We start from the raw sequence: 25,469 nt of genomic DNA, 5'->3' as shown, positions 1-25,469 counted from the left end.
CACATAACGAAAGGATATCCAATATGAAAATCAAAAATATCAAAAAAATATTCGCAGCGGCTCTTGCGCTTACAATGGGTATGTCAATGCTGACAGCCTGCGGTTCAAATTCAAAGAACGAATCATCAGCCGACAGTGCTGCTTCATCGGGAACATCTTCAGCAGGTTCTGAAGAAAGCGGCTCAGATGTTTCAAAGACACACACAAACGACCCTATGACAGTTACCTCGGCAAAAGACCTTGTGGCTCAGATGAAGGTAGGCTGGAATCTTGGAAACACAATGGACGCAACAGGCGGCAGCGGCATAGACGCTGAAACATCTTGGGGAAATATAACCACCACAAAGATGATGATAGACGCTGTAAAGAACGCCGGATTCAACGTATTCAGACTTCCGGTTTCATGGGGTACACACCTTGACGAGAACTACAACGTTGATCCTGCTTGGATGGACAGAGTGCAGGAGATCGTAAACTACGGCATAGACAACGATATGTTCGTTATCCTCAACACACACCACGAGGAATGGTATATGCCTGTTGAATCTGACGTTGACGAGGATCTGAAAGAGCTTGAGGCACTTTGGACACAGATCGCAGAGAGATTCAAGGGATACAATGAAAAGCTTATTTTCGAGGGTGTCAACGAGCCAAGACTGAGGGGCGACGGAGCTGAGTGGACAGGTACGACCGAATCGAGAGAGATCGTAAACAAGTATGCAAAGACATTTGTTGAAACGGTTCGTGCCACAGGCGGAAACAATGCGGACCGCTGCCTTATGGTAACACCTTATGCGGCATCATCTTCTGCAACAAATATGCAGGCGTTAGAGATACCGGAGGACAGCGACAAGATCATAGTTTCTATCCACGCTTATCTCCCTTACTCATTCGCTCTCGACACAGCAGGCACAGATGTTTATGACCCGAATGACAAATCTATCCCTGATCTTTTTGAGAACATAAAGTACTATTTCCTCGACAATGACATTCCTGTTATCATCGGCGAGTTCGGCTCGGTAAACAAGATGAACGATGAGGACAGGATCAAGTGCGTTACAGATTACCTCACCACAGCAAAGGAATACGGTGTTCCATGCATATGGTGGGATAACGGCACAAGAGTCGGCGACGGCGAAAACTTCGGTCTTCTGGACAGAACAGACTGCACATGGTACTTCCCTGGCATAATGGAAGCTATCCAGAATGTTGTAAATTCATAACCTAAATGCAAGCAAAACGCTGCACAGATCATTCTCTGTGCAGCGTTTTTTATTGGTTATTTTATTGTCTTAGCGGATAAAGAATGTAAATGCAAAATGCTTTTCGGAGAGTCTGTACTTCTCTTTCAGTTCAGGGCCGCAGGAATTTGAGCCTACTCCCGACATCTTATAGTCAACGCAGAGGACGTTGCTTTCGCCCTCTTCAAGCTCCCAGTTATGCTTTGCATTTGTGAGAGCTTCCTGCGTGTATGGCGAGAAGTTGAACGAAAAGTCCATATCAGAAAGCACTTCAAGCTGGGCAGAAGAACTGAATATCTTAACATACTCCGTGCCGAAATGAGAGCCGTTTTCCTGCGGGCGGATATAGTCCTCGTGCTGCGAATGTACATCGGAAACGTATCTGCCAAATTTACATGAGCGGTGCTTGTCGATATAGCTTTCGTTTTCGCCATATCCTGCATACTCAATGCCGTCAAGCTGTTTTGCGGTGAAAAATCTCACGCCGAACCTAGGCAGGAATTTAAGCTTTTCGTGTATATCCACCTCGGCAGACAGACTGAACTCACCGCCGAAAAATTCGTAGGTAAGCTTTACCCTTGCCATAGGCTCATAGACCGCATAGCCGAGGGACAGCTCTGCCGTTATCTTAACTGTCTTATTTTCTCTGCAGTTTTCCTCCGCCGACAGCGAATAAAGCTTTATTTTCGCCTTATCGAGATAGACCTTGAACCAATCGTTTTTCGCCGTGATATCATTATCCGTAGGCGCTCTGAACATATTCAGCCGGGCAGGCTTTTCAAGCAGCTTTACACCGTTCTTTTCTATCTGAGATATCATACCGCTGCGCTTTGAAACGGAAACTGTCATATTATCTGAGCTTACTATATACTCTCTGCTGTTCTCGGTCAGCGTACAACCGTTTTTGTTCGGGATATGTTCACGCTTTACATTGCAAAGTTCTATCTGGTCAAATCCCACGTTTTCGCCGTTTTTGTAGTAATCAAAATCAACTGTGATATGTCCGTCAGCCATTTCGGGCAAAGCAATGTCCGCTGTCTGCGCACACATAGGTTTTATATCAATGGATATTTTGCCCTCGCAAATTATCTTTGTATCACGTCTGACAACATATCTGCACTCCCAGCCGTTTTCACTGCTGATATGAGTGAAAGCAAGCTTGTTTTCAAAAGTGAAACCGCCGTCATTTTTTGACGCTCTTATAGGGCGGTAGACGTTTTTCATCTCCATTGCTCCGGTATGGAGGGTTCTGTCGGGGTAGACAAGTCCGTCCATACAGAAGTTTCCGTCATGGACAACTTCTCCGAAATCTCCGCCGTAGAAATACTTTTCCCTGCCGTCATCGGTCTTTCCTGTATATATGCCGTGGTCGCACCACTCCCACACAAAGCCGCCGCAGACATTTGCGTTTGCGTATATCTCCTGCCAGTAGTCTTCAAGATCTCCAGGACCGTTGCCCATAGCGTGGCAGTATTCGCAGAGCATAAGCGGTCTGCCGTAAGCCTCTTTTTCGCTTTCGGGATAAAATTTTACATAGTCCGTATCCCAATACATTACAGAAACGAAGTCAAGATCTCGGTCATTTCCGTCATCGAGTTTCTGTCTGCTTTCATAGTGAACAGGTCTTGTGCTGTCGAGGGATCTAACGAACTTTGCCGACTTGCGGAAATTGTCGCCGTAGCCGCTTTCGTTGCCCAGCGACCATATAACAACAGATGGGCGGTTTATATCCCTTTTCACAAGTCTTTCGTGTCTGTCGGCAATAGCCTTTTCAAAACGCTTGTCGCCTGCAATAAGCGCAATTCCGTTATAATCCTTCCACTCAAAGGTATTGTATACGTCCGCACAGCCGTGGGTTTCGATATCGGCTTCATCTACAACGTAAAATCCCATTTTGTCGCACAGCTGATAAAACTCAGGCGCATTTGGATAATGAGAGGTGCGGACAGCGTTGACGTTCAGCGACTTCATAAGCTCAAGGTCTTTTTTCATCTTCTCCACAGGGGCATAGAAGCCTGTGTCGGGGTAGGAATCATGGCGGTTCACACCTCTGAATTTTATAGGGGTATGATTTATTTTTACAACTCCGTCCTCAATGGATATCTCCCTTATGCCCACATTTTCGCTTATGACCTCGCCTGCGCAGAAGATTTCGAGGCGGTAAAGCACAGGATTTTCCGCATTCCACAGCTGTGGGTCTTTTACATCGGCGGAGAATATCCCCGCTCCGTCAGTATCTCCCTCTGCTATTTTATCACCATTCGGGGCATAAATAACGGCTGAACAGCCCTGCTCCGTCTTTACCTTAACAGAAACTACGGCGGTCTTTTCGTCAGCGGATATTTTCGTTGTGACGGTATAGTCCTCTACGCCGCCCTCCGCTCTGGAGAGCATATAAACGTCACGGAAAATCCCCGACATTCTCCACTTATCCTGATCTTCAAGGTAAGTTCCGTCGCAATATTTAAGTACGGCGCAGGCTATCTCATTTTCGCCCTCTTTAAGAAAAGCGGTAACGTCGAACTCGCTTATGCAATGGGAAACCTGAGAATATCCCACAAAATTTCCATTCACATAAAGATACAGGCAGGAGTCAACGCCCTCGAACACAAGATGTCTTTTAAGTCCGTCCGCATGATAGGCATATTTTCTGCGATACAGACCCACAGGGTTCTCGTCGGGGACATACGGGGGATCGAATGGTATAGGATATCTGACGTTTGTATACTGAGGCTTATCGTACCCTTTAAGCTGCCAGTTTGACGGCACAGCTATACTGCCTTTCGGCGGATCTTCTGAACGGTCGGTGAAATTTTCGGGGAGGTCGAAAACTGACTCGTAATAGTCAAAATCCCATTCGCCGTTAAGCAGCTCAAAAAGCTCTGAATCTGCTCTCTCGTCCGATACTCTCTGCTCTGCTCTGAACGGCACAAAGTATGCGTGTGGCGACAGCGTTCCAACGTGGAGGGTCTGAGTATCTTCATGGTATTTCATATATGATTTTTCGTTACATTGAGTGTTCATATTTTTATATTCCTTTCGGCATCAGCCATATGATTGCTGTAATTATAGCACAGCCACAGGAGAATGTAAAGTCCTTTTTGATCCTTTTTTCAGAATTTTTTTCTGAGGTAAAAATAAAAAAACAAAAAAGAGATCAGACGCATTTTTTCATAAACACGTCTGATCCATATTTTTTATTTATTATCATTATTATCGTTGTTTGCGTTATTATCGGAACTGCGCTGTACAGGGAGCATAACGGTTATCTCTGTACCCTTGCCCTCTTCACTTTTCAGCGTTATTTCTCCGCCGTGACAAGCCACGATATGCTTTACGATAGAAAGTCCAAGACCTGTTCCGCCTGTACGTTTTGAACGGCTCTTATCCACACGATAGAAACGTTCAAATACTCTTGTGCGGTTCTCCTCCGAGATGCCTATGCCGTCGTCACGGAACACTATTTTTGCAAGAGAGCCTGCGTAACTCAGCTCAACCCACAGGTTTCCGCCAGGGTTGTTATACTTTACAGCGTTGTCCATAAGGTTGAGGAAAACCTCGGAGATATAGCTCTTGCTGCCTTTGACTATAACATTTTCGCCCGAAACGTGCATTGTTATATCGTGTTCGTCCGCCTTGTTCTGAAGTATCTCTTCGGTGTCCTTTGCCACCTGTTTGAGATTTATCTGCTCTTCAAGCATCTCGTCGCCGTCCTCTATCTCGGACAGCTTTATAATATCATTTATAAGCGACAGCAGTCTTTCGCTCTCACGATAGATCATTCCGCCGTACTTCTTTACGTCCTCCGGTTTGCTGAATATGCCGTTGTCGAGCATTTCGCCGAAGCCCTTTATTGTGGTCAGCGGTGTTTTCAGCTCGTGGGATACGTTTGCGGAGAAGTCACGTCTTATCTGTTCGTTCTGTACAGACTCGGTGACATCAAGCAGGAATGCTATCATTCCCATATCATATTCCCCTGACTCGCTGTCCGCTTTGTTCACAAACACTGTATAGTATCTGCCGTGGATAAGCAGGGTATCTACTGCCGAACCGCTTTCCTTTGCGGTATCGAAAAGCTCCATAAGCTGCTCATTATCCGTCAGGGCGCTTACGTTCTGCTTTGACGCAGGGTCATAATCGCTTTGCAGAATATTCAGCGCACTCTTATTTACAGAAAGCACCATCATTTCAGAATCAAGAAGTATCATTCCCTCGACCATATTGGCTGTGATTATTGATATCTTCTCTTTCTCCTGTCTGATCTTTTCAACGTTGCGTCTTATCCTTGACATAAGCACGTCTGCATTCTTTATGATCGGTTCAAGTTCCTCATATGGGGTTTCCATTGCGCCGATATTCTCGTTTCGCAGGTCAAGCTGTTTTACAAGGGTATTTATCGGCTTTATAAGGCTTTCCGAAAGCTTTATGGAAATTATTGTCGTTACAAGAAGTATCGCTCCAGCCACTACCACCAATATAGGGAATACTGTAAGGAAAAGCCCTGCCAGATTGCTCCTGTCTGCGGCAAATCTTATAACGCCGTCCTGATATCTTATGGCATAATAATATGTTGAATAATCAAGTGTTTCTGACTGTCTTACTGCTTCTCCCCTGCCGTTTTTCATTGCTTCTCTGAACTCTTTTCTGTTTGAATGGTTCTCCATTTCAGAAGCATCTGCGACGGAATCATATTCAACTGTTCCGTCCTCGGCAATGAATGTAACACGGATATCGAAATCCACTACGCCGTCTACAAGATCGCCTATCTCCTGCGGAGGAAGATCCTTCTTTACTGCGACCTCGGCAATGGATTTTATCTCGGACATTGCGCTTGAGCGGTAATATGAATGGCTTATGCTGCCTGCTATGATAAGGAATATAAGCAGGGTGCAGCATACGAGCAGGGTCATTACCTTAAATATTTTTCTCTGCATATCCCCTCAGACTCCTCTCTGTTCAGACAGAAGGATCATCATATTTTATAGCCTATACCTCTTACCGTTTTGATAAGATCTGTACAGCCTGCGCTTTCCAGCTTCTGTCTTAGTGTTTTAATGTGCATATCAACAGTTCTCGTTTCGCCTGCGAACTCATATCCCCATACGGTTTCCATGAGCTTGTCCCTGCTGACTGCAATGGATCTATGGCGCATAAGGTACATAAGCAGCTCAAACTCCTTATATGTAAGGGTGACTTCCTGTCCTGCAACTGTGCATATCCTTCTTGCGGAATCGACTGAAACATTGTCGATGGTGATAACATCATTTTCCGCAGCCGTTTTTCCGACACGTCTTAACACAGCTTTTATTCTCGAAAGCAGCTCCATAACTCCGAAAGGCTTTGTGATATAATCATCTGCGCCGAGTTCAAGTCCCGACACCTTATCTATCTCGCCGGATTTTGCCGTAAGCATTATAACGGGGATATCCTGAGTAGAAGGCTGTTTTTTCAGCTTAGTAAGTATCTGATAGCCGTCCTCGTCAGGCAGCATTATATCCAGCAGAAAAAGCGACGGAACGGTATTTTTCAATTCCTCATAGCAAGGCTTTGCCTTTGCAAAGGTCTTTACATCATAACCGCCCGATTTAAGTGCGCAGGATATAAGCTCTCTTATGCCCTCATCGTCCTCAACGCAATATATCAATGCCATAAACAATCAACTCCTGTATAAAAAATGTAGAAATATAATACTTTGATATACCTATAATTATACAGCATTATTGTAAAATAGCAAGCCTGTGTATGTAAAAATTGAGTAAAGTGTAGTCACAAACCGCCTTTACAGGGCAATATCGCCTATATCAGAATATTCTTTCCGACTTATGCACACCTGTTATTGCAAAGACTACCCATTCTGCTATATTTACTGCATGGTCGCCTATACGCTCAAAGTATTTTGCCACCATAAGGGTATCAATGGCTTTTTCGCCGTTGGCTTTATCCTCTGCGATCTCTTCGATTATCTTGTCCCTTGTCTTGTTGAAGAGGTCGTCGATAACGTCATCTGACTTTATGACCGACTGGGCAAGGTCAACGTCATTCCTTACATACGCATCTATGGCATTTGTCACCATCTGCGCTGCGGCTCTTGCCATTTCGGATATATCGCTGAGATCCCAATGCTGATTTTTGCTGATAAGAAGAATATTAAGCTCGGCTATATCTGCCGCCTGATCGCCTATTCTCTCCATATCGGTTATCATTTTAAGTGCTGATGAAACTCTTCTGAGATCCTCTGCCACGACAGGCTGGTATCTCAGCAGGCATTTAAGGCACTCTCTTTCGATCTCCCTTTCAGCGTCGTTTATCTTCTGATCGAACTTCATTGTATCATGTGCAAGTATCATATCCTGCTGTTCAAGGGATTTCACCGACATGGCTATTATCTGCTCTGCCATTGTTGCCATTTCAAAAAGCTTTGAATGGAGCGCAGAAAGAAATCTGTCAAAATTTTCACGCATATGCTTTTTCCTCCTTAACCGAAACGTCCTGTGATATATTCGAGAGTTTTCTGCTCCTTCGGGTTGGAGAATATCCGCTCGGTGGTATCAAACTCCACTATCTCGCCGTGGAGGAAGAACGCAGTTTTATCGGAAATTCTTGTTGCCTGCTGCATATTATGTGTAACGATAACGATAGTGTAATTCTTTTTCAGTTCGCTTGCAAGCTCCTCTATCTTTATGGTGGAGATAGGGTCGAGGGCGGAAGTCGGCTCGTCCATAAGCAGAACGTCTGGCTTTACGGCAAGCGCTCTTGCTATACAGATCCTCTGCTGCTGACCACCCGACATACCGAGGGCAGATTTTTTTAGTCTGTCCTTTGTTTCGTCCCACACGGAAGCCTGTCGGAGAGTAGTTTCAACTATCTCATCAAGCTCGGCTTTCTTTCTTATGCCGTGTGTTCTCGGACCGTATGCGATATTATCGTAGATAGACATAGGGAAAAGGTTAGGCTTCTGGAAAACCATTCCCACCCTTTTTCTAAGGTCTGTGATCTCGATATCCTTGTAGATATTTACTCCGTCAAGGGTGAACTCGCCCTCTATGCGGCAGCCCTTAACAAGATCGTTCATTCTGTTGAGAGATTTGAGGAGAGTGGACTTTCCGCAGCCTGAAGGGCCTATGAAAGCTGTTATCTCCCGTTCTTTTATATCTATATTGACATTTTTCAGAGCATGAAAATCTCCGTAAAACAGGTTGCAGTCCTTGACCTGCAGCTTGTATTCAGAATTTGCACTCATTTATCAGTTTCCTCCTTTGGCAAGCTTCTTTGCGATAAATGATGCCAGTCCGTTGAGCAGAAGAACTGCCAGCAGAAGTATAACGGCTGTCGCACTTGCCTCGTTCATATTAAGTCCGTTGTCGGACAGGGCGTACATATGTACAGAAAGGGTTCTTCCCGAATCCATAGGTGACGCATATTTTGCTATTGTTCCTGCGGTGTAGATAAGCGCCGCTGTTTCTCCGAATATTCTTCCCATTGCAAGGATAACTCCTGAGAGTATACCGCTTATGGACGGAGGGAGAACTATTCTGAATATGGTTCTGAGCTTTCCTGCGCCAAGTCCATAGCTGCCCTCACGGAAGCTGTCGTCAACAGATTTCAGAGCCTCTTCCGTAGAACGTATGATAAGCGGCAGCACCATTATGGCAAGTGTACAAGCGCCCGATATGACCGAAAGCTTCCACTTGAGTGCAAGGACGAAGAACATATTTCCGAAAAGTCCGTAGATGATAGATGGTATGCCCGAAAGTGTTTCTGTGGTAAGTCTGATGAGTGAAACGAACTTGTTGCCCTTTTTAGCATATTCCACAAGGTATATGGCACAGAAGATGCCAAGCGGTGCTGCGATAAGAAGTGAGATAACGAGCATTTCAAGTGTATTCACTATTGCAGGCAGCATAGAACAGTTGTCTGTGGTATACTCAGGTGAGAACAGTGATGGTTTAAGGTAAGGTATTCCCTTTATCAGCACATATCCGACGATAAGGAAGAACACGCCTATGGTTATGGCTACCGCAAGCTTTGTCAGTATACTGAACACCAGAGAAAGGGGGTGAGCCTTATATGTACGCATCTTTTCCGATCTTGTCATTATACTCACTTGCCTTTCTTATGTGTGATGAGATTGAAGCTTACGTTGAGCAGGAGAATGAATACGAAAAGCACAACTCCTGTTGCGATAAGGGAATCATAGTGAAGTCCCTCTGCGTAGCTCATTTCGATCACTATATTTCCTGTAAGGGTTCTTACGCTGTCAAGTACGGAGTGCGGGATGATCGTAGAGTTTCCTGCGATCATGATCACGGCCATTGTTTCGCCTATGGCTCTGCCGATAGCGAGGATAACGCTGGCGAGTATACCCGACTTTGCAGCAGGGAAGATAACGCTTGCTACGGCTCTTTCCTTAGTTGCTCCCAGAGCGAGCGCTCCCTCACGGCAGCTGTCTGGGACAGCTTTGAGAGCTGAAACGCTCATGCCGACGATAGTCGGGAGGATCATAATGCCGAGGATAAGGGAAACTGTAAGAACGCCGTTTCCTGTTCCGCCGAAAAGGTTTCTGACTGCCGGAACGACTACGACCATTCCGAAGAAGCCGTAGACGATAGACGGGATACCTGCAAGCAGGTTGATGAGCGGCATAAGCTTGCCGAAAAGCTTTTTAGGACAAAACTCAGCCATATATATCGCCGTCAGCAGACCGACAGGCACTCCGACGATTATTGCTCCTGCTGTACAGTATACAGAGCCTACTATCATAGGGAAGATACCATATGACGCAGGTACGTTTCTAGGGCTCCAGTCTGTTCCGAAAAGGAAATCCTTTATGCCTATCTCCTGAATGGCAGGGATACCCTTAGCGAACATAAATATACATATAACTGCAACGGCTGCAACAGACACGCCTGCGCAGATGAAGAACAAGCCTTTCATCACCGTTTCAAGTATTCTGCTTCTTCCTGCCTTTCTGCTGCCGGACGTTGCAGAAAGAACGGCTGTATTTTCAGTATTCGTAATTATCACCTCGCAAGCAGTCAATGCTGATTATTTTGTAAGTTCAGCCCATGTTGTTGTTTCGCCTGTGTAGATAGCCTTGATCTGATCCATTGAAAGGTCGTCCACGCTGTTTTCCTTGTTTACGATAACTGCGATAGCGTCCTGTGCGATAGTTACAGAAAGGATACCCTGTGAGAGTTCATCGTCTGAGATATCTCTTGATGACATACCGATATCGGAAGTGCCGTTGATAACGTCCTTGATACCTGTTGAAGAGTCTGACTGCTGAACATCTACTGTAACGTTTGTGTTTACCTTCTGATATGCCTCAGCAAGCTTTTCCATTACCGGTGTTACGGAAGATGAACCGCTTACGACTACCTTGCCGCTTGCACCGTTTGATGTAAATGCTTCAGCGTTCTTGTTCTGCTTGATATAGCCCTTATCTTCGATCACCTGCTGACCGTCGGAGCTTAAAATAAAGTTCTCAAAATCTGTTGCTGCGTCTGAAAGCTCTGACTTTACTGCGATGTTGAAAGGTCTTACGATCTTATAGTCGCCGCTTTCGATATTCTCCGTCTTAGCCTCAACGCCCTCGACCTTTACAGCCTTTACTGTATCGTTGAGTGAACCAAGTGAGATATAGCCGACAGCGTTCTTATCGCCGCTTACCTGAGTAAGAACTACGTCTGTTGATTTGCATATAAGTGCGCTCTTGAGCGTGTTGTCTGTTTTGTTTCCGTCTGCGTCCTTTTCTTCAACGCCTGTAAGCTCGATAAAAGCTCCTCTTGTACCTGAACCGTCCTCACGGGAGATAACGGTGATATTATCTGAATTATTTCCGCATCCTGCGAACATTGCACCTGTCATTACCATAGCTGCTGCGGCAGCAAAGATCTTCATCATTTTCATTTGAAATTACCTCTTTCATTTCCATTAGTTTTATATATTTTCTCTTCAGCTGACATTAAATATAATACGCCTGCAATGTAAAATTCAAAACCGTCTATTTGTAAAGTTGAGGTAATATGTTTGTAGAGAATATAAATTACGACATTTTCCGCCGTTTTTCACTAATTTTCAGAAAGCTGTCACATTTGCGGGCGAAACATTAAGGCAAATTTAAGTTTGACACTTTACAATTATAACATCAGATAAAAAAACACTTGAACGGAGGTCTTTGGATATGCGCACAAAGGAACACAGGCTCATAGCTGAATATATAGCAGACAACTACTGCACATTCGATAAGAAAATTTACAGAAAGGCTTTTATGCTGGGGGCGCTTTACCCTGTAACAAAGAGGGGCATAGTCACAAGCCCTGTTGACGGGTGTGAAAAGATACTGACTATGCTTTCCGAAAAAGGCTCTGAGGATACATACAGCCTGCGTGATTTTTACCTTATGGGCAGGGTGATATACACCATATCGGAAAGCCTTACGGAAATGCGCAGGGCATATTACACTCAGTCCGCATTCGACAGAATGGTATACAACCATGAACTCGGCAGGATACTTCACGATATCACGCAGATACGCACAACCGACTGTGACAGGGACGTGGGTGAGTTTTCAAGCTGTGTTATGAATTTCAGAATGTACGTTCTGAAAGCCCCTGCCAACGCAAAAAATGACTGCCGCCTTATAATAAAAATGACTTCTGCGGCGGCAATGTGTTTTTCTCAGGGCGGCAACGCCGCCTGAATACAAGTGATCTTACAGATTCATACTAATAAATTTTCCTAAAAAAAGCAAGAACTGCGGATATTTTCGATCCGTCAGTTCCTGCTTTTTTATCTGTATTTTGTTTTGCTTATTCTTTTATCAGTCGAGCCATACAAAGTTGTTATCAGAATTTATAAAGTCAACGTTATAAAGATATATTACCTTTTTAATGTTGTGTTCCTTTACATAATCCGATACGGAAAGATCCTCCATATGATAATATCTCAGGTCTATCATAGAGATATGCTGATATTTCTGACAGAGGAAAGGCATTACGGCATTTGCGTAACTGTCCTTTATGACCAGAACATTCTCATCACTTTCGCCATGTGTTTCAAGCTGGATAAGCTTGAAATTTCCGCCGAGATAAGCGGCATACTTATCCTTTTTCTCCGTCTGCGCCTTTACATAAAGGCTTTTTCTTACCACATCTCCGTCTTTCAGCTTGAAATCGTCCACTGTATTCATGAGAGATACGTCCGACTCGCCGTCGACATAGGTAACGGTAATATCATTGTTCAAGCCGTAAACAAGCTTTACTGTATCGCTCTCAGCGCTGAACTGAGGGGCTTTTGAATAAAGCGTACCATAAAATCCCGACACGTTTTCATCGCTGTAAGGCGTATCCGGTATGCTCTCGCCCATTGCTGTCATAAGGGCATTGAAACCTGTTTCTGCTCCGTCCTCGGTCCAATGGTGGTCGGTCTTGTAAAATACCTGTTTTCCGTCCTCGTCAGCCTGTTTAAGCTCATCATAAGGACAGCAGAACGTTATCCTGTCGGACAGGCTGTTTTTTATAAGGTCAACAGTTTCAAGCTGATCGTCGGTCTGAGTTACAGAGGGCAGATTATCCGAAAGCACCGACACTGCATTGGGCGCAAGGAGAAAGCTTACCTGAACATCATCGTCAAGGCTGTCCGCAAAATCATTGAGCATTTTCACATTGTTCTGAACAAGCGCTCTGTTCTCCTGATAGTCCTGAATATAGTAGCCGTTCCTGCCGAAATACACTCCGTTCTGATAGGTCTTTCTGAAAGCGGTATCAACGGCTGTTTTAAGCTCCACCAGCTCGTCCTTCATAAACACCTGATCGGACATATAGGTTTCCAGCTCGGAAGTGAACTTTCCGTCCTTGAGTCTTTCAAGGCTGAACTCAGGCACCTGTTGGAGAGAGCGGTTCTCCATATCCGAAAACTCTCTGTCGGGACTTAATATACCCGCTATGGAAAATCCGAATATAAGCGCAAGAAAAACTGCTGAGGTGATGATGCTTCCGCCGTTTATCTTTTTCTTTTCGCTGTTTGTATTTTTAGTATTTTTCAAAGCTTTTTTATCCATAAGTTTCCCCGCCTCCTAAAATCTGAAATACAAAAACGGGTTGAATGAATTTCCTGCGAGGTATGCCACGCTTACTGCAAGAACGGCAGCGCAAGCCACCGGCACGCAGACGCAGCTGTAAAATTTCGGCGCATTAAGCTGCAGCTGTCCCATTGCCTTTTTGAACACAGGTGTTGAGGCAATGCAAAGCACAACGATAAGCACCGCATTCTGTGCCAGCCAGAACACAGTCTGATGATTTATGAGCGGAAGTCCGTTCAGACCGAACATATTCCTGAAATTCTGCACCAGGGCGGAGGTATCTTCATAGGCGAATATTCCCCAGCCGATAACGATAAGCAGCAGAGCATAGATATGGCGCACAAAGCGTGGCGCTTTGTCAATAAGCTTTAGCATAAACAGCTTTTCGCACAGCAGGATAACTCCGAAATAAACTCCCCACAGCATAAAGTTCCAGTTTGCGCCATGCCAAAAGCCTGTTAAGAACCACACGATCATAATATTTATGCACTGACGCAGTTTTCCCTTTCGGTTTCCGCCGAGAGGGATATAGACATAATCTCTAAACCAGCTGGAAAGGGACATATGCCACCTTCTCCAAAATTCTGTGATAGAGTCGGAGATATACGGATAGTTGAAGTTTTCGAGGAAGTCAAAGCCGAACATTTTGCCAAGACCGATAGCCATATCGGAATATCCCGAAAAGTCGAAATAGATCTGGAAGGTGTATGCGATTATGCCAAGCCATGACGCCGCCACGCTCATTTCGCTCTGAGCCGAACCCGATATGGTATCGAACAGCGCACCGATATTATTGGCAAGAATGACCTTTTTGCCAAGACCGATACAGAAACGTCTTACGCCGTCGGAAAAGTTGTCGATAGTTTCACGTCTGTTGGAAAGCTGGTCTGCGATATCCTTATATCTGACGATAGGGCCTGCGATAAGCTGCGGGAAAAGCGCAACGTATGTTGCAAGATAGAGGAAATTTTTCTGACTTGCCACCTCGCCCCTGTAAACGTCGATAACGTAAGAGAGAGTCTGAAAGCTGTAAAAAGATATTCCTATTGGCAGGGCAAGTCCGAGAAGTTTTATATCCGTTCCGAATATGCCGTTAGCCGCTCCGATAAAGAAGTCTGTATACTTGAAAAACAGCAGCAGACCGATATTCCACACTATCGCCGCCAGCAGGGATATAAGCGGCACAGCCTTGCTTTGCACCTCTTTGCGGTTCTTGTCGGCAAAGATACCGGTTATATATGCGACTATGGTGGAGGCTATCATAAGCCCGATATAGACAGGTTCGCCCCACGCATAGAACACAAGGCTGAACACAAAAAGCACAAGACATCTAAGCTTTCTGGGGACGATATAATATGTTATCAGCACCAGCGGCAGAAAAGCAAAGAGAAAGATCGTACTTGAAAAAAGCATTTTTTATATTCCTTTCAACATTCTACTTTATGTAAAAAAGCAGGTACGGCACAACGGCATCGCCTTTCTCCGCCGTATGATGACCGCACCCGATAGTTTTTATTTATACATTTATCATATTATCCTATGATCTCTTCAGCCTTTGAGTTATCCCCTGAAATGCACATATAAACGCAGTTTCCGTTCACCTTTATAACAGGGCTGTCAAGCTTTGGCGCCTGCTCAGGTCTGTAATCTGTAAAGGTGTTCTTCTGATTGTCTACTCTTGTTTCAAGAGCAGCCTTGATATCTGCCGCAGCGCTTTCGTCAACCGCCTCAAAGCAGTCTATCTCCTCAGGAGTTCCGCCGGAGGAGCTTACATATACCTTTGCGCTCGTATACTTGTCCGCAGAGATACCGAGGATCTTCTCAATCTTTGCGCTGTCGAACTCAACAAGCTCGTCCTCGAATTCGATATCCGATTTAAGCTTGTCCGCAGTAGCTGAAACATCTGCCTTTTCGTTGTCTGCATTATCGTTGCTCTGAACAGCTGAGCTTGACGCTGCGCTGTCGCTGTCACCGCCGCAGGCTGTAAATACACAGGCAGCTGTGAGTGCTGCAAGAACTGTACATACTACTTTTTTGAAATCCATTTTCTTTTTTCCTTTCTATAATCCCTATGTGTTGTCAATTATATAATTTTGCCAGTAGAGGCAATATTCGCTTGTCATATGGATACCGTCCGTAGAAGCCTCTTCGGGGAGATATCCGTTTTCGTCTGCAACGGCAGCGGAACAGTCAAGGTAGTTATATCCAAGCTGTGCAGCCACTTCAGAGATCGCATTGCTGAATGTTTTTGCATTGGTGTTGTTCACCGACTCGCCCTTTGCGTCCTGCGACGCTGTAAGCGGGAGGATACCCACGCAGTATATCTTTGCATTGGGCTGGAGTTCTGCAATGCTCTTCACCAGCTCTGAATAATGCTCCTTGAAAGTATCTATATACGGCCAGCCCATTTCATTAGTACCGAAACTTATAAACACACGTCCATACTGTTTCTGAGAGAGCGCCTGAGTTATCGTTCCCGTTGAACCGTTATCGAGGGTGATATCTGCGCTTGTAAGGGCAGTATCTATATTAAGTCCCACCGCACACAGGAAAGTCGCTTTAGGCTTGTCCGTGCTGTTCATTAAACCTACCGTTCTTGAATCCCCGATAAACACTGCATCTGACAGATCGTCGCTTGTATCAGAGGCAGAGGCATATTCAGAGCCGCTGTTATTATCCGCAGCACTGTCCGCAGCGCTGTCGATAATGCTGTCATCAGGCTTGCTGCTGTCTGGTGTGCTGTCCGTCTGAGAGCTTTCACTTTTCGCCGCAGAGCTGTTCTTTATATCTGCGGGGACTTCCGCTCCCTGATTTTTCACTGCATAAACAGACCAGCCCACTACAAATACTATACAGCACAGGCAAAGCAGCGTAATGAAATTCTGCTGTGTTTTTACACGTTTTTTCCGTATCTGTGCCGCCTTTGCAGCGTCTTTATCCAAATTAAAATTTCCCATTATAATGACCGTCTTTCTGAGCTTTTTTATTTAAGCCGTTCATAAACGCAAATAAAAGGCATACTTCTTCATACTTTTCGGTCAACGCCACAGAACAAGCATTTGTGCGACATTGACCTAGAATAATCATAACATATTTTCATAAGCTTTTCAAGTATTTTAAGAAATTTTTATGATGCCGCTTTTTCAGGATACGTTTATATTTTTGCTTATCTGTGACATATTATATACAGTTATGACGATTTCATACTTGGGTCAGTTTATAATATCTGCATTATCGTCCTGACAGCTGCTTATAGTGGCTGCCGTCACCGCAAGCGCCTCACCCACAAGCTGCAGTACAGATGAAAGGAACTCCAGCTGATCTGCGGTCTTGCCCTCTGCGAGAGCGTTGGCAAGAGTGACCGCTATAAGATTTGCTCTCTGTCCGCAGGCAAGTCCTATTGAACAGCCGCTGAGATCACTGCCTGTATTTTTATTATTCATAATTCATCTCCACCTCTGCATTATCCTCCCCTTATTCACTTTTATATCCTATGCGGCATAGTGCAGAGCGGTGAATAATCCGACTGTCGAAAGGAACACTAGCAGAAAGTCAATGACAAAACGAAAGGAAGAACAAAATGGAATTTAAAGAGATACTCCACACTATCGCCGCCACATTCGGTTCGATAATCACATTATTCATCATCACAAAGCTTATGGGAAACAAGCAGATCTCACAGCTTAACCTGTTCGACTATATAAACGGCATAACCATAGGCTCGATAGCTGCGGAAATGGCTGTTTCCGATGAGGTAAAGGATCTTTTCCAGCCTGCCCTTGCTATGGTCATATACGGCGGCGCAGGTCTGCTCCTCAGCTGGCTGACCATGAAATCAATAAACTGTCGCAAGTATATTTCGGGCGAACCGCTGCTGCTTATTGAAAACGGCAAGCTGTACCCCAAGAACCTAAAGACCGCAAAGCTGGACACAGGGGATCTTCTCACAAGGGCAAGGTCGCAGGGATATTTCGACATCTCAAAGATCGAATATGCCATATTTGAGAACACGGGAGCGATATCCTTTATGCCAAAGGCGGAGGAAGCCCCTCTTACGCCAAAGGATATAGGCTGCAAAAAAGAGGCTGACAAGCTTGTTGTCAACCTCATTATGGACGGTGTTGTCATAGAAAAAAATCTTAAACGCTGCGGAAAGGAATCTAAGTGGCTTTTAAAACAGCTGAGCGCACAGGGATATTCCTCCCCTTCGCAGATATTCCTCGCCGTCATTGACAAGGACGATAAGCTCACTATCTTCCCCAACTCGGAAGAAAGCAACCCTACGAATTATTTTGAATAGTTTAAATAGGCTGGCAGAGATTATTTCTTCACGAAATCCGCAAGCTGTACCGCAAGTTCCGACACAGGCAGACCAACGACATTGTAATAATCGCCGTTTATCTTTTCAACGAAAAGTGCGCCTTTACCCTGTATACCGTATGCGCCTGCCTTATCCATAGGCTCTCCCGTTGCCACATATTCCTCGATATCATCATCGGATAGCTCTCTGAATGTGACCTCGGTGCATACGCTGAAAGAACGCTGTCTTTCGCCGCAGCTTATGGTGCAGCCAGTTATGACCTTATGTGTTCTGCCTGAGAGCGATCTCAGCATCTGCGCTGCGTCCTCCTCATCGGCAGGTTTGCCAAGGACTTTGCCGTCATTTATGACTACTGTATCGCAGCCGATAACGAGCGCTCTTCCATAGACCTCAGAAATACACTCGCACTTTTTTGCTGAAAGATACTCAGGTATCTTTTCCGCCTGCATACCCTCCGGCACTTCTTCGCCGCAGTCGGCAGGGATTATCCTGAAATTACCGCAGACAAGCTGGATAAGCTCTTTTCTGCGAGGTGAGGCTGACGCAAGTATGACATCATACTCTGTCAGCAGATTTTTTGTTGTCAATTCTGAAGCCTCCTTTAAAAGCTGATATTTCCTTCTCTGTTCTTTATCTTCATATATATTTCTCTGTCATTTGTTATTTATTATTGCTGAACGTCATTATCCTGTGCGGCGGCAACTGTATCAGTCTTTTCAGTTGTTTCGCTGACTGCCTGTGAGCTTTCATCTGACTTTTCGCTCTTTTCGCTGCTTTCGGCAGGAGCGGTCGTTACTGTGCTGCTGTCTGCCTTGCTGTCATCAGAAGCAGCAGGTGTATTTATCTGCACACCACGTTTTACGGCAGAGTCGCAGGTATCTGACAGACCGAGGTTTGTGTTTATATAATAATGGGTAAGTATCTGGTCATATGTCCAGCCGTTCTTTGCATAGTTGCAAGCTCCCCACTGAGAAAGTCCTACGCCATGTCCCCAGCCGTAAGACTTAAAGGTAAACACGCCGTCCTTATATGATATCTCAAGGGCATTTGATTTCAGCCCCACAAGGTTGCACAGTCCGTTTCCTGTTATCTTGCAGTCATCTCTGCCGTCAATGGTAAGGCTGTCGATATACTTCACGCTGAAAACTCTGTCCACCTTGAACCAGTTCTTTACATTATCGGAAAGCTCGATGCTGAACTTATCCTCCAGCATTTTTTTGACTTCGTCCTTTGTATACTGCTTTTCAAGTCCCCAGTTAGGGTCCTGATCGTCATATTCGCTCTCAACGCATCTGAGGTAAGGGTAATCCACTCCCCATATATCCTTTGCAGAGGTGGAATAGCCAGCCGTAGACGCAGAATACACGCCGTTTATAATGCTGCCGTTATAGTACATTACCTGTCCCTCAACGGCATTTACGCAGCTTTCCAGCTTTGAGGAATAGCCGCTTTTCAGTCCGACAGTAGGTGTAAGACCTATGGACTCATTAAATCTGAGGTAGCAATATCCTGCCACAGCCTGAGCCTTTATAGCCTCTTCGCCCCAAGAATCGCCTATCTCGTTATTTATCATTCTGCAAAGCAGTTCATGACCGTTAAGCGTTACTGTACTTCCCGATATCTCGTCATGGACGGTATAATACTCGTCAGCGATACTTCTCGTTGAAGTAAAGTTGGCAGGCGAACCTTTTTCGGACAGATATATAAGTGTATCGTCCTCAGGGAACTCTACCTTAAAATCATTCTCATCGTCTTTATCCTTGTCCTTTTCAGACTTTGCAGCCTTTTTAGTCGCCATATCGTAGTCACCGATAGCGGTTTTTTTGAACTCGATATATTTGAATGCCTCCACAGCAGTAGTGGTATCAGCCGCCTCCTGCTCCGCAGGCTTTACTGTTTCGGTATCGGTATCAGCCTTTGCCGTCACAGCGGTAACAGGTCTGCTGTCGCCGTGAAAAGAGCTGTCTGTGAGCATAAGCGCACCGCAGCTGCCCACAACGGCAGTTCCGATAACGAATGAGCTAAGATGTATTCCTGCTTTTTTCAAAAGGATCTTCATATTCACAGTCCCCAATTTATACCATAAGATTTACAATTCATACATACTATTAGTTTATCAAATCATAAAAAAAAGTCAAGACATATGATAGCAATGTCCCGACTTTTTGTAGACCTAAACAATTTTCATGTTTACGGCATAAGCTTTTTTCACTATTTTACCAGTTCTTAAAATATCTCTGACCGTCAAGTTCAAAACAGAAGTTCAGAGTTTCAAACCATGCAGCTGTTGATCCGCCGCAGTACTGAGGTGCGTAATAGAAGATAGCTCCGTTTGAATTATCCTCGCCCTCAAGTGCTCTCTTTGCACAGTCGATAGTGTTCTGTGAAGGAGTCTTTGTGCGGTTGTAGTAGCCTGTAATGGCTGTGAACTGATTTGGAGCAGTAAGCACACCTGAAAGTGTATTCGGGAATGCACTTGACTTTACTCTGTTGATTATAACGTTCGCAACTGCGATCTTGCTTTCCTCTGAGCAGTTTCCTACTTCGCCCTGAAGAACGTAGCAGAGCATTTCAAACTCATCATCTGTATAGCTTATTACAGACTTGCCTGAAGATGTGTCGCTGTCCTTTGCTGCAGTTGTAGTTTTTGTAGTGGTAGTTTTCTTTGCTGTTGTCGTAGCAGCCTTCTTTGTTGTTTCAGCAGCCTTTGTTGTTTCTGCCTTCTTTGTGGTAGTTGCTGCTGTTGTTTCAGCCGGCGCTTTTTCAAGGAACTCAGCCATTATGTAGCCTTCGGTGCCGCCGTAATTTACCTTATACCAGCCGTCAGCTGTCTTTACGCTTGCAGTTACATCATCTCCGCTGTCAAGAGTCGCCAGAACCTCTGCGCTCTTGCTTGGTTCAGCTCTGAGATTTACTATCTCTGTCGCAAGCATCTTTACGTTGTCAAGCTTCTCATCAGCCTTCTTAGCCGATGTGGTGGTTTCCTTAGCTGCGGTCTCCGACTTTGTTGTTTCGGAAGCCTTTTTTGTGGTAGTTTCTTTATCTGTTACTACCTGAGCAAGTTCATACTCATTGATACTTGCCTTTCTCCATGCTACTGTGTCAAGAGCGGTGTAAGTATCTTCGGTTCTCTCTGTTACGGTTGTAGTTGATGTCACTTCTGCAGCTTTTGTCTCTTTGCTGTCATTCGGGGTGCGAGCCTGATTAACAAGTCCGCAAACGCTTATCGTACCTATTGTAAGCACACACAGAGCGCCGCTTCCCAGCATTGTTCCTACTTTCCTGATAGACGGCTTAGCAGCCTTGCTGCCTGCGTCAACAGTTTTCTTCTGCTTCATTTTTATCACATTACCTTTCCGACAGCCCTGAGGACCGTCTGTCTGTGACCGTGAGAGTAATCACAGAGTTTATATTTTACGCCTTAAAGAGCGGCGTAATAAACAAAATCATCTTCGGCTCAGTATGCCCAGCCGAAATCCTTTTTGTTGTTGCCGTAGATATTTCTCCAGCACTTCGGGAAGTAAATATCCTTGTTAGCCTTGTCCTTATATGAATCTATTATATGGTCAAGGTTATCATCGGCAGTCATCTTCTTTGCAACTATTACCCATCTCAGATAAGATGTTTCGTTGGAGCAGGTCGAAAGAGTTATGTACTTGTCCTGCGCCGTACATTCGATATCGTTTGAGTACCACGAACGCTTTGTTATCTCGTCATACCAGCCGTCGAAAGTATACTCGTCATCATCGAAGTATCTGTATCCGTTGTAGACGAACAGATTTCCGTCGTCCTGATTTTCATGGATATTCGCCACAAAGCAGCTTACGATAACGTATTTGACGTTATTCTCATATATAGTATTAAATTCTATGACAGGATATTCCTTGAGGAAATCCACGCCTTTTTTATATTCAGCCAGATGAGTGAAGGAAGTTCCCACATATCTCATATGGTGTCCGAATATCGTGATGTTGTCCGACTGTCCGTCGGCATTTATGGTCGCCCATGCGTCGGCATATATACTGCCTGACTCATAGTACTGCTTGTCGAGGTTCTTATACAGATAATAATTATTATCCGGTCCCTGCAGAACAGGGTAATTTATATACTCGTTTCCGTTTGAGTCCTTGAAGCCGGGGATCTTTATCCAGCCCACAACGTCCTCATTCTTTTTAAGGAGCTTTTTCGCCCAATCCTGTACCTCTCTGTTTTTCTGAGAGCTTTCAGGACTTGCTATATCCACATCGTCCCCGCCGCTTACGCTGTCATAATTTACATCGTCGCTGAAATCGGGTTCGTACTTGACGATAACGTCCTGCATATAGGAACGTGTTTCCTCGTCGCCCTGAAGGAATTCCTTCAGCTGATTGAGCGATATGCAGAAGAGGAAGATAGAGAACATAAAGATTATCTTTCTCACTACTTCGCCCTTCGGGTCGCCTTTCCACGGGATAAAGTATTTTACAAATCTGATAAAGAAGTTCGACGTATCTCTTTCCGTCAGGTTCATCGTTTCATTAGACATTGCCATTTTATAAACCAGCCTTTCAGATCTCAAGAAGCTCGGCTGTCATTTCCAGAGCTTTCAGCGTCGTCAGCAAACGTATTTTTTCTCTCGTCAGATTTTCATATTCTTCATACAATCTCAGTTCACGGACGATCTCTTTCTCATGGTACCTTACCGAAACGTACACCGTTCCCACAGGTTTGTCCTCCGTTCCGCCGTCGGGACCTGCGATACCCGTTATGCCCACCGCTGCGTCAGTGCCGAAAAGCTTTAAAGCACCTGCGCTCATCTCACTTGCGGTCTGCATAGAATAGACCGAATATTCTTCCAGCGTTTTCTCACTTACGCCGAGAACATCTTTTTTTATCCGTTCTGAGTAAGAGCATATCCCTCCTGGGAACATTCCCGAAGCGCCTGCCACAGAAGTAATGGTCTGTGCAAGCATACCGCCTGTACAGCTTTCGGCTGTACACATAGTAAGACCGCTCTTTAACATATATTTTACTACACTTTTTGTAACTATGTCAATACTTTCTGTTACCACTTTGTCACCTTCAGCAAATTTAACTACAATATCTTTGGCATTTACTTATATATTGCACATAAAAAAACGCCCTATTATTAACATTTAATTAATTTCACGAACTTTTGAAACTTAAAAAATCCCTTTTTCAGCCCTTAAAATGTTACGTTTTTGTTACCATTGTCTGCACATTGTGTATACTTTTCAGCTTTCAAAGCCATAAGAAAGCCCCGAAAAATCGGGGTTTTCGATATATATCAACATATTCTGCACAAATTTGAAGTACAAAAAAGCGTACTTAAAATTTAAGCATCGGTAACACCGTAACTTGTTTGTAACCATTAGCAAGTTCAGAAATTCTTAATTATCTCAACTCTGGTCTGTTCAACAGCTTTCTGAATGAGCGGCTCGAAGTCATATGATGCCTGAGCCTTTTCCACCTCTTCAAGTGTCGGACGTGTTCTTGGGTGCTTTGGAGTGAATACTGTACAGCAGTCCTCATAAGGCAGGATAGAAGTTTCAAAGGTATTTATCTTTCTAGCTATCTCCACTATCTCCGACTTGTCCATACCGATACATGGGCGGAACACAGGCATTTTGCAAACAGCGTCTGTACAGACCATAGCGTACATAGTCTGGCTTGCAACCTGTCCGAGGCTCTCGCCTGTTACAAGTGACTGAACGTCCTCTGCTTTGCATATGCGCTGAGCTATCTCCATCATAAGTCTTCTCATCAGAATAGTGAAAAGCTCCTCAGGGCAGTTGTCACGGAGAGTTTCCTGAATCTCTGTGAACGGAACGCAGAAAAATCTTATATCGCCGCAGTACGCTGTCATAAGCTTTGCAAGCTTTTCTACCTTCATTCTTGCTCTTTCAGATGTATAAGGCGGTGCTTCAAAGTGTATAGCGTCAACTATCGCACCTCTTCTTGCCATCATATAGCCTGCAACAGGGGAATCTATTCCGCCTGAAAGCAGCAGCATAGCCTTTCCGCTTGAACCCACAGGTATTCCGCCTGCGCCGTCAAGCTGACCTGCGTGGACGTAAGCCTTTTCCTCTCTTATCTCCACAGTTACGATAACGTCAGGGTCATGAACGTCAACTTTAAGGTGCGGAAATCTTTCAAGTATCGCTCCGCCCATTTCAACGCATATCTCAGGCGACTTCATTGGGAAACGCTTGTCCGAACGCTTTGCGTCAACTTTGAAAGTTCTGACAGTTTCCATTGTGTCTGCGATATAATCAAGGGACTTTGTGAGTATCTCGTTCATATCCTTTTCCAGCACACAGCAGCGGCAGATCTTTACTATGCCGAATATTTTACAAAGTCTGTCCACAGCCTCGTCAACGTCGCTTTCCTCATTAACAGGTTCAACATACAGTGTTGACTGCGATTTAGATATTCTGAACTCACCTGCATTTCTCAATCTTCTCTTCATTGTTTTAACGAGCATACTTTCAAAGGTACTTTTGTTCAGACCCTTGAGGGCGATCTCGCCATATTTGCAAAGAATAATTTCGTTCATCGGATAACGTCCTTTCCTCTTATATATAATATAGTATAAAATGTTTGTTCGATTTTTAGATTTTAATAATTTGAACTATCTCAGTCTTGCAAGCTTTTTCTGAGCCTCTTCCACAGCGGCAATAAAAGCGTCAACGTCACTCTTCTGAGAGTTCACAGAGAAGCTTACACGGATAGTTGTATCAAGGTCACGGGCAGGTATCTTAAATTCCTGCAAAACTCCGCTCTTTTTTCCTTTGGAACAGGCTGAACCGCTTGACACATACACTCCCCTCTCTTCAAGGAAATGGAGCAGCACCTCGGATTTAAGATCCTTGACGGAGATACTATTCACATATGGCAGCTTATCCTCACCCGAATAATTAACAGTTATCTCGCCGTTTTCCCTGCATTTTTCAAAGAGATAGCTTTCAAGCTCTCTTACCTTTGCGAGATTGGCAGGGATATTGTCTTTGAGCATTTTTACAGCTGCGCCGAATCCGCAGATAAGCGGAACAGACTCAGTACCAGAACGCATACCCTTTTCCTGTCCGCCGCCCAGCAGATACGCAGGGATATGCAGACCCTTTCTGATATACAGCACACCGATACCCTTCGGCGCATATATCTTATGCCCGCTGACGGATATCATATCAGCACAGAGCTTTTTCACGCTGACAGGGGTTTTCATAAATCCCTGAACGCAGTCGCAGTGGGTTATAACAGAGGGATATTTTTTCTTTATCATTGAAAACGCTTTCTGAACAGGCAGGACTGCTCCCGTTTCGTTATTCACCAGCATAGCCGACACAAGGAACGTATCATCATTCACAGCGTCAAATATATCCTTTGCGGAAAATCTTCCGTTTTCGTCCGGAGATACCCTTATGACCTCACAGCCAAGCTTTTCAAGCTCGTCAAAAGGCTTTGCCACAGCAGGGTGTTCAACGGTGGTTGTAACGGCACGGTGCTTTCTCTTGCCCTGCGCCTTGAATGCTCCGAAAACAGCAGTATTGTTGCTTTCCGTCGCACCGGAAGTAAAATATATCTCATCGGCAGAACAGCCGAGAGCGTCCGCAACACACTCCCTTGCCTCGCTCACAAGCAGTTCAGCCTCTAAACCTGCTCTGTGCAGAGAAGAGGGATTGCCGAAAGTTTCAAGTCCTTTCATAACAGCCTCGCAAGCCTGCTCACAAGGCTTTGTGGTAGCAGCGTTATCAAGATAAACCAATATCTCAGATCCTTTCACATTTTATCGTATCACATTTTATTATAACACATACCGAGATAT

23 protein-coding genes are annotated in these 25,469 nt (G+C 44.8%); 3 read left to right on the top strand and 20 right to left on the bottom strand.

All coding sequences use genetic code 11. The features are described from left to right. Positions 1–23 precede the first annotated feature (23 nt). On the top strand, positions 24–1,223 hold the full coding sequence (locus Q0E19_RS02410) for a glycoside hydrolase family 5 protein (RefSeq protein WP_294406943.1): 1,200 nt from the start codon (positions 24–26) through the stop codon (positions 1,221–1,223). Between the two features lie 69 nt (positions 1,224–1,292). On the opposite strand, the gene Q0E19_RS02405 is transcribed toward Q0E19_RS02410, so the two are convergent. The 8 genes from Q0E19_RS02405 to Q0E19_RS02370 all read right to left on the bottom strand — a co-directional run bounded on the left by Q0E19_RS02405 (position 1,293) and on the right by Q0E19_RS02370 (position 11,150). Beyond that, positions 1,293–4,235 (bottom strand): glycoside hydrolase family 2 TIM barrel-domain containing protein, encoded by a 2,943-nt coding sequence (locus Q0E19_RS02405; RefSeq protein WP_294406939.1) that lies wholly within the window; start codon positions 4,233–4,235, stop codon positions 1,293–1,295. A gap of 203 nt (positions 4,236–4,438) precedes the next feature. After that, positions 4,439–6,175, bottom strand: coding sequence for an ATP-binding protein (locus tag Q0E19_RS02400; RefSeq protein WP_294406937.1), 1,737 nt, complete (start codon positions 6,173–6,175; stop codon positions 4,439–4,441). A 38-nt stretch (positions 6,176–6,213) separates the two neighbouring features. Beyond that, entirely contained in the window at positions 6,214–6,891 is a 678-nt protein-coding gene (locus tag Q0E19_RS02395; RefSeq protein WP_294406935.1) for a response regulator transcription factor, read from the bottom strand. A gap of 151 nt (positions 6,892–7,042) precedes the next feature. After that, positions 7,043–7,702 (bottom strand): phosphate signaling complex protein PhoU, encoded by a 660-nt coding sequence (phoU, locus tag Q0E19_RS02390; protein ID WP_294406933.1) that lies wholly within the window; start codon positions 7,700–7,702, stop codon positions 7,043–7,045. Positions 7,703–7,716: 14 nt separating this feature from the next. Next, the gene (pstB, locus tag Q0E19_RS02385) at positions 7,717–8,481 is read right to left on the bottom strand and encodes a phosphate ABC transporter ATP-binding protein PstB (RefSeq protein WP_294406931.1); all 765 of its coding nucleotides are present in this window, start codon (positions 8,479–8,481) and stop codon (positions 7,717–7,719) included. A 3-nt stretch (positions 8,482–8,484) separates the two neighbouring features. Then, positions 8,485–9,336, bottom strand: a complete 852-nt coding sequence (gene pstA / locus Q0E19_RS02380; protein WP_294406928.1) for a phosphate ABC transporter permease PstA — start codon at positions 9,334–9,336, stop codon at positions 8,485–8,487. A 5-nt stretch (positions 9,337–9,341) separates the two neighbouring features. Next, the gene (gene pstC / locus Q0E19_RS02375; RefSeq protein WP_294407037.1) at positions 9,342–10,175 is read right to left on the bottom strand and encodes a phosphate ABC transporter permease subunit PstC; all 834 of its coding nucleotides are present in this window, start codon (positions 10,173–10,175) and stop codon (positions 9,342–9,344) included. A gap of 111 nt (positions 10,176–10,286) precedes the next feature. Next, on the bottom strand, positions 10,287–11,150 hold the full coding sequence (locus Q0E19_RS02370; protein WP_294406899.1) for a substrate-binding domain-containing protein: 864 nt from the start codon (positions 11,148–11,150) through the stop codon (positions 10,287–10,289). A 274-nt stretch (positions 11,151–11,424) separates the two neighbouring features. Between Q0E19_RS02370 and Q0E19_RS02365 the strand changes: the two genes are divergently transcribed. Next, complete coding sequence (locus Q0E19_RS02365; RefSeq protein ID WP_294406896.1) at positions 11,425–11,943, top strand: hypothetical protein; 519 nt, start codon at positions 11,425–11,427, stop codon at positions 11,941–11,943. 120 nt (positions 11,944–12,063) lie between these two features. Here Q0E19_RS02365 and Q0E19_RS02360 read toward each other — a convergent pair whose 3' ends face one another. The 5 genes from Q0E19_RS02360 to Q0E19_RS02340 form a co-directional block, all read right to left on the bottom strand. Beyond that, positions 12,064–13,302 (bottom strand): DHHW family protein, encoded by a 1,239-nt coding sequence (locus Q0E19_RS02360; protein ID WP_294406892.1) that lies wholly within the window; start codon positions 13,300–13,302, stop codon positions 12,064–12,066. A gap of 15 nt (positions 13,303–13,317) precedes the next feature. After that, positions 13,318–14,736: an MBOAT family protein gene (locus Q0E19_RS02355; RefSeq protein WP_294406888.1), complete on the bottom strand. Its 1,419-nt coding sequence runs from the start codon at positions 14,734–14,736 to the stop codon at positions 13,318–13,320. A gap of 119 nt (positions 14,737–14,855) precedes the next feature. Further along, a complete protein-coding gene (locus tag Q0E19_RS02350) occupies positions 14,856–15,368 on the bottom strand; it encodes a DUF4358 domain-containing protein (protein WP_294406886.1) in 513 nt (170 codons plus the stop codon). Positions 15,369–15,392: 24 nt separating this feature from the next. Next, complete coding sequence (locus Q0E19_RS02345) at positions 15,393–16,280, bottom strand: GDSL-type esterase/lipase family protein (protein WP_294406881.1); 888 nt, start codon at positions 16,278–16,280, stop codon at positions 15,393–15,395. Positions 16,281–16,535: 255 nt separating this feature from the next. Then, positions 16,536–16,766, bottom strand: a complete 231-nt coding sequence (locus Q0E19_RS02340; protein WP_294406879.1) for a hypothetical protein — start codon at positions 16,764–16,766, stop codon at positions 16,536–16,538. A gap of 137 nt (positions 16,767–16,903) precedes the next feature. On the opposite strand from Q0E19_RS02340, the gene Q0E19_RS02335 reads away from it, so the two are divergent. Further along, positions 16,904–17,623 (top strand): DUF421 domain-containing protein, encoded by a 720-nt coding sequence (locus Q0E19_RS02335; protein WP_294406877.1) that lies wholly within the window; start codon positions 16,904–16,906, stop codon positions 17,621–17,623. A gap of 20 nt (positions 17,624–17,643) precedes the next feature. On the opposite strand, the gene Q0E19_RS02330 is transcribed toward Q0E19_RS02335, so the two are convergent. The 7 genes from Q0E19_RS02330 to Q0E19_RS02300 form a co-directional block, all read right to left on the bottom strand. Further along, the gene (locus Q0E19_RS02330; protein ID WP_294406874.1) at positions 17,644–18,231 is read right to left on the bottom strand and encodes a Maf family protein; all 588 of its coding nucleotides are present in this window, start codon (positions 18,229–18,231) and stop codon (positions 17,644–17,646) included. Positions 18,232–18,311: 80 nt separating this feature from the next. Beyond that, positions 18,312–19,703, bottom strand: coding sequence for a SpoIID/LytB domain-containing protein (locus Q0E19_RS02325; protein ID WP_294406871.1), 1,392 nt, complete (start codon positions 19,701–19,703; stop codon positions 18,312–18,314). Between the two features lie 157 nt (positions 19,704–19,860). Then, complete coding sequence (locus Q0E19_RS02320; protein ID WP_294406867.1) at positions 19,861–20,982, bottom strand: cell wall hydrolase; 1,122 nt, start codon at positions 20,980–20,982, stop codon at positions 19,861–19,863. 119 nt (positions 20,983–21,101) lie between these two features. Then, positions 21,102–22,175, bottom strand: a complete 1,074-nt coding sequence (locus Q0E19_RS02315) for a class B sortase (RefSeq protein ID WP_294406863.1) — start codon at positions 22,173–22,175, stop codon at positions 21,102–21,104. A 16-nt stretch (positions 22,176–22,191) separates the two neighbouring features. Next, a complete protein-coding gene (locus Q0E19_RS02310) occupies positions 22,192–22,695 on the bottom strand; it encodes a CinA family protein (protein ID WP_294406861.1) in 504 nt (167 codons plus the stop codon). Positions 22,696–23,024: 329 nt separating this feature from the next. Further along, a complete protein-coding gene (gene thiI, locus Q0E19_RS02305) occupies positions 23,025–24,200 on the bottom strand; it encodes a tRNA uracil 4-sulfurtransferase ThiI (protein WP_294406860.1) in 1,176 nt (391 codons plus the stop codon). A 75-nt stretch (positions 24,201–24,275) separates the two neighbouring features. Beyond that, positions 24,276–25,409: a cysteine desulfurase family protein gene (locus Q0E19_RS02300; protein ID WP_294406857.1), complete on the bottom strand. Its 1,134-nt coding sequence runs from the start codon at positions 25,407–25,409 to the stop codon at positions 24,276–24,278. Between the last annotated feature and the right edge of the window lie 60 nt (positions 25,410–25,469).

The sequence above is a fragment of the uncultured Ruminococcus sp. genome (assembly GCF_934476685.1).
Lineage (GTDB): Bacteria > Bacillota > Clostridia > Oscillospirales > Ruminococcaceae > Hominimerdicola.
This window is presented reverse-complemented; position numbering and strand designations above follow the sequence as displayed.

Excerpts from the sequence above, each read along its gene's own strand:
- Q0E19_RS02400 (WP_294406937.1), bottom strand. The coding sequence starts at position 6,175 with ATGCAGAGAAAAATATTTAAGGTAATGACCCTGCTCGTATGCTGCACC.
- Q0E19_RS02405 (WP_294406939.1), bottom strand. The coding sequence starts at position 4,235 with ATGAAATACCATGAAGATACTCAGACCCTCCACGTTGGAACGCTGTCG.
- pstB (WP_294406931.1), bottom strand. The coding sequence starts at position 8,481 with ATGAGTGCAAATTCTGAATACAAGCTGCAGGTCAAGGACTGCAACCTG.
- pstA (WP_294406928.1), bottom strand. The coding sequence starts at position 9,336 with ATGACAAGATCGGAAAAGATGCGTACATATAAGGCTCACCCCCTTTCT.
- pstC (WP_294407037.1), bottom strand. The coding sequence starts at position 10,175 with ATGAAAGGCTTGTTCTTCATCTGCGCAGGCGTGTCTGTTGCAGCCGTT.
- Q0E19_RS02335 (WP_294406877.1), top strand. The coding sequence starts at position 16,904 with ATGGAATTTAAAGAGATACTCCACACTATCGCCGCCACATTCGGTTCG.
- Q0E19_RS02370 (WP_294406899.1), bottom strand. The coding sequence starts at position 11,150 with ATGAAAATGATGAAGATCTTTGCTGCCGCAGCAGCTATGGTAATGACA.
- Q0E19_RS02340 (WP_294406879.1), bottom strand. The coding sequence starts at position 16,766 with ATGAATAATAAAAATACAGGCAGTGATCTCAGCGGCTGTTCAATAGGA.
- Q0E19_RS02395 (WP_294406935.1), bottom strand. The coding sequence starts at position 6,891 with ATGGCATTGATATATTGCGTTGAGGACGATGAGGGCATAAGAGAGCTT.
- Q0E19_RS02325 (WP_294406871.1), bottom strand. The coding sequence starts at position 19,703 with ATGAAGATCCTTTTGAAAAAAGCAGGAATACATCTTAGCTCATTCGTT.
- Q0E19_RS02360 (WP_294406892.1), bottom strand. The coding sequence starts at position 13,302 with ATGGATAAAAAAGCTTTGAAAAATACTAAAAATACAAACAGCGAAAAG.
- Q0E19_RS02365 (WP_294406896.1), top strand. The coding sequence starts at position 11,425 with ATGCGCACAAAGGAACACAGGCTCATAGCTGAATATATAGCAGACAAC.
- thiI (WP_294406860.1), bottom strand. The coding sequence starts at position 24,200 with ATGAACGAAATTATTCTTTGCAAATATGGCGAGATCGCCCTCAAGGGT.
- Q0E19_RS02355 (WP_294406888.1), bottom strand. The coding sequence starts at position 14,736 with ATGCTTTTTTCAAGTACGATCTTTCTCTTTGCTTTTCTGCCGCTGGTG.
- Q0E19_RS02345 (WP_294406881.1), bottom strand. The coding sequence starts at position 16,280 with ATGGGAAATTTTAATTTGGATAAAGACGCTGCAAAGGCGGCACAGATA.
- Q0E19_RS02320 (WP_294406867.1), bottom strand. The coding sequence starts at position 20,982 with ATGAAGCAGAAGAAAACTGTTGACGCAGGCAGCAAGGCTGCTAAGCCG.
- phoU (WP_294406933.1), bottom strand. The coding sequence starts at position 7,702 with ATGCGTGAAAATTTTGACAGATTTCTTTCTGCGCTCCATTCAAAGCTT.
- Q0E19_RS02350 (WP_294406886.1), bottom strand. The coding sequence starts at position 15,368 with ATGGATTTCAAAAAAGTAGTATGTACAGTTCTTGCAGCACTCACAGCT.
- Q0E19_RS02315 (WP_294406863.1), bottom strand. The coding sequence starts at position 22,175 with ATGGCAATGTCTAATGAAACGATGAACCTGACGGAAAGAGATACGTCG.
- Q0E19_RS02410 (WP_294406943.1), top strand. The coding sequence starts at position 24 with ATGAAAATCAAAAATATCAAAAAAATATTCGCAGCGGCTCTTGCGCTT.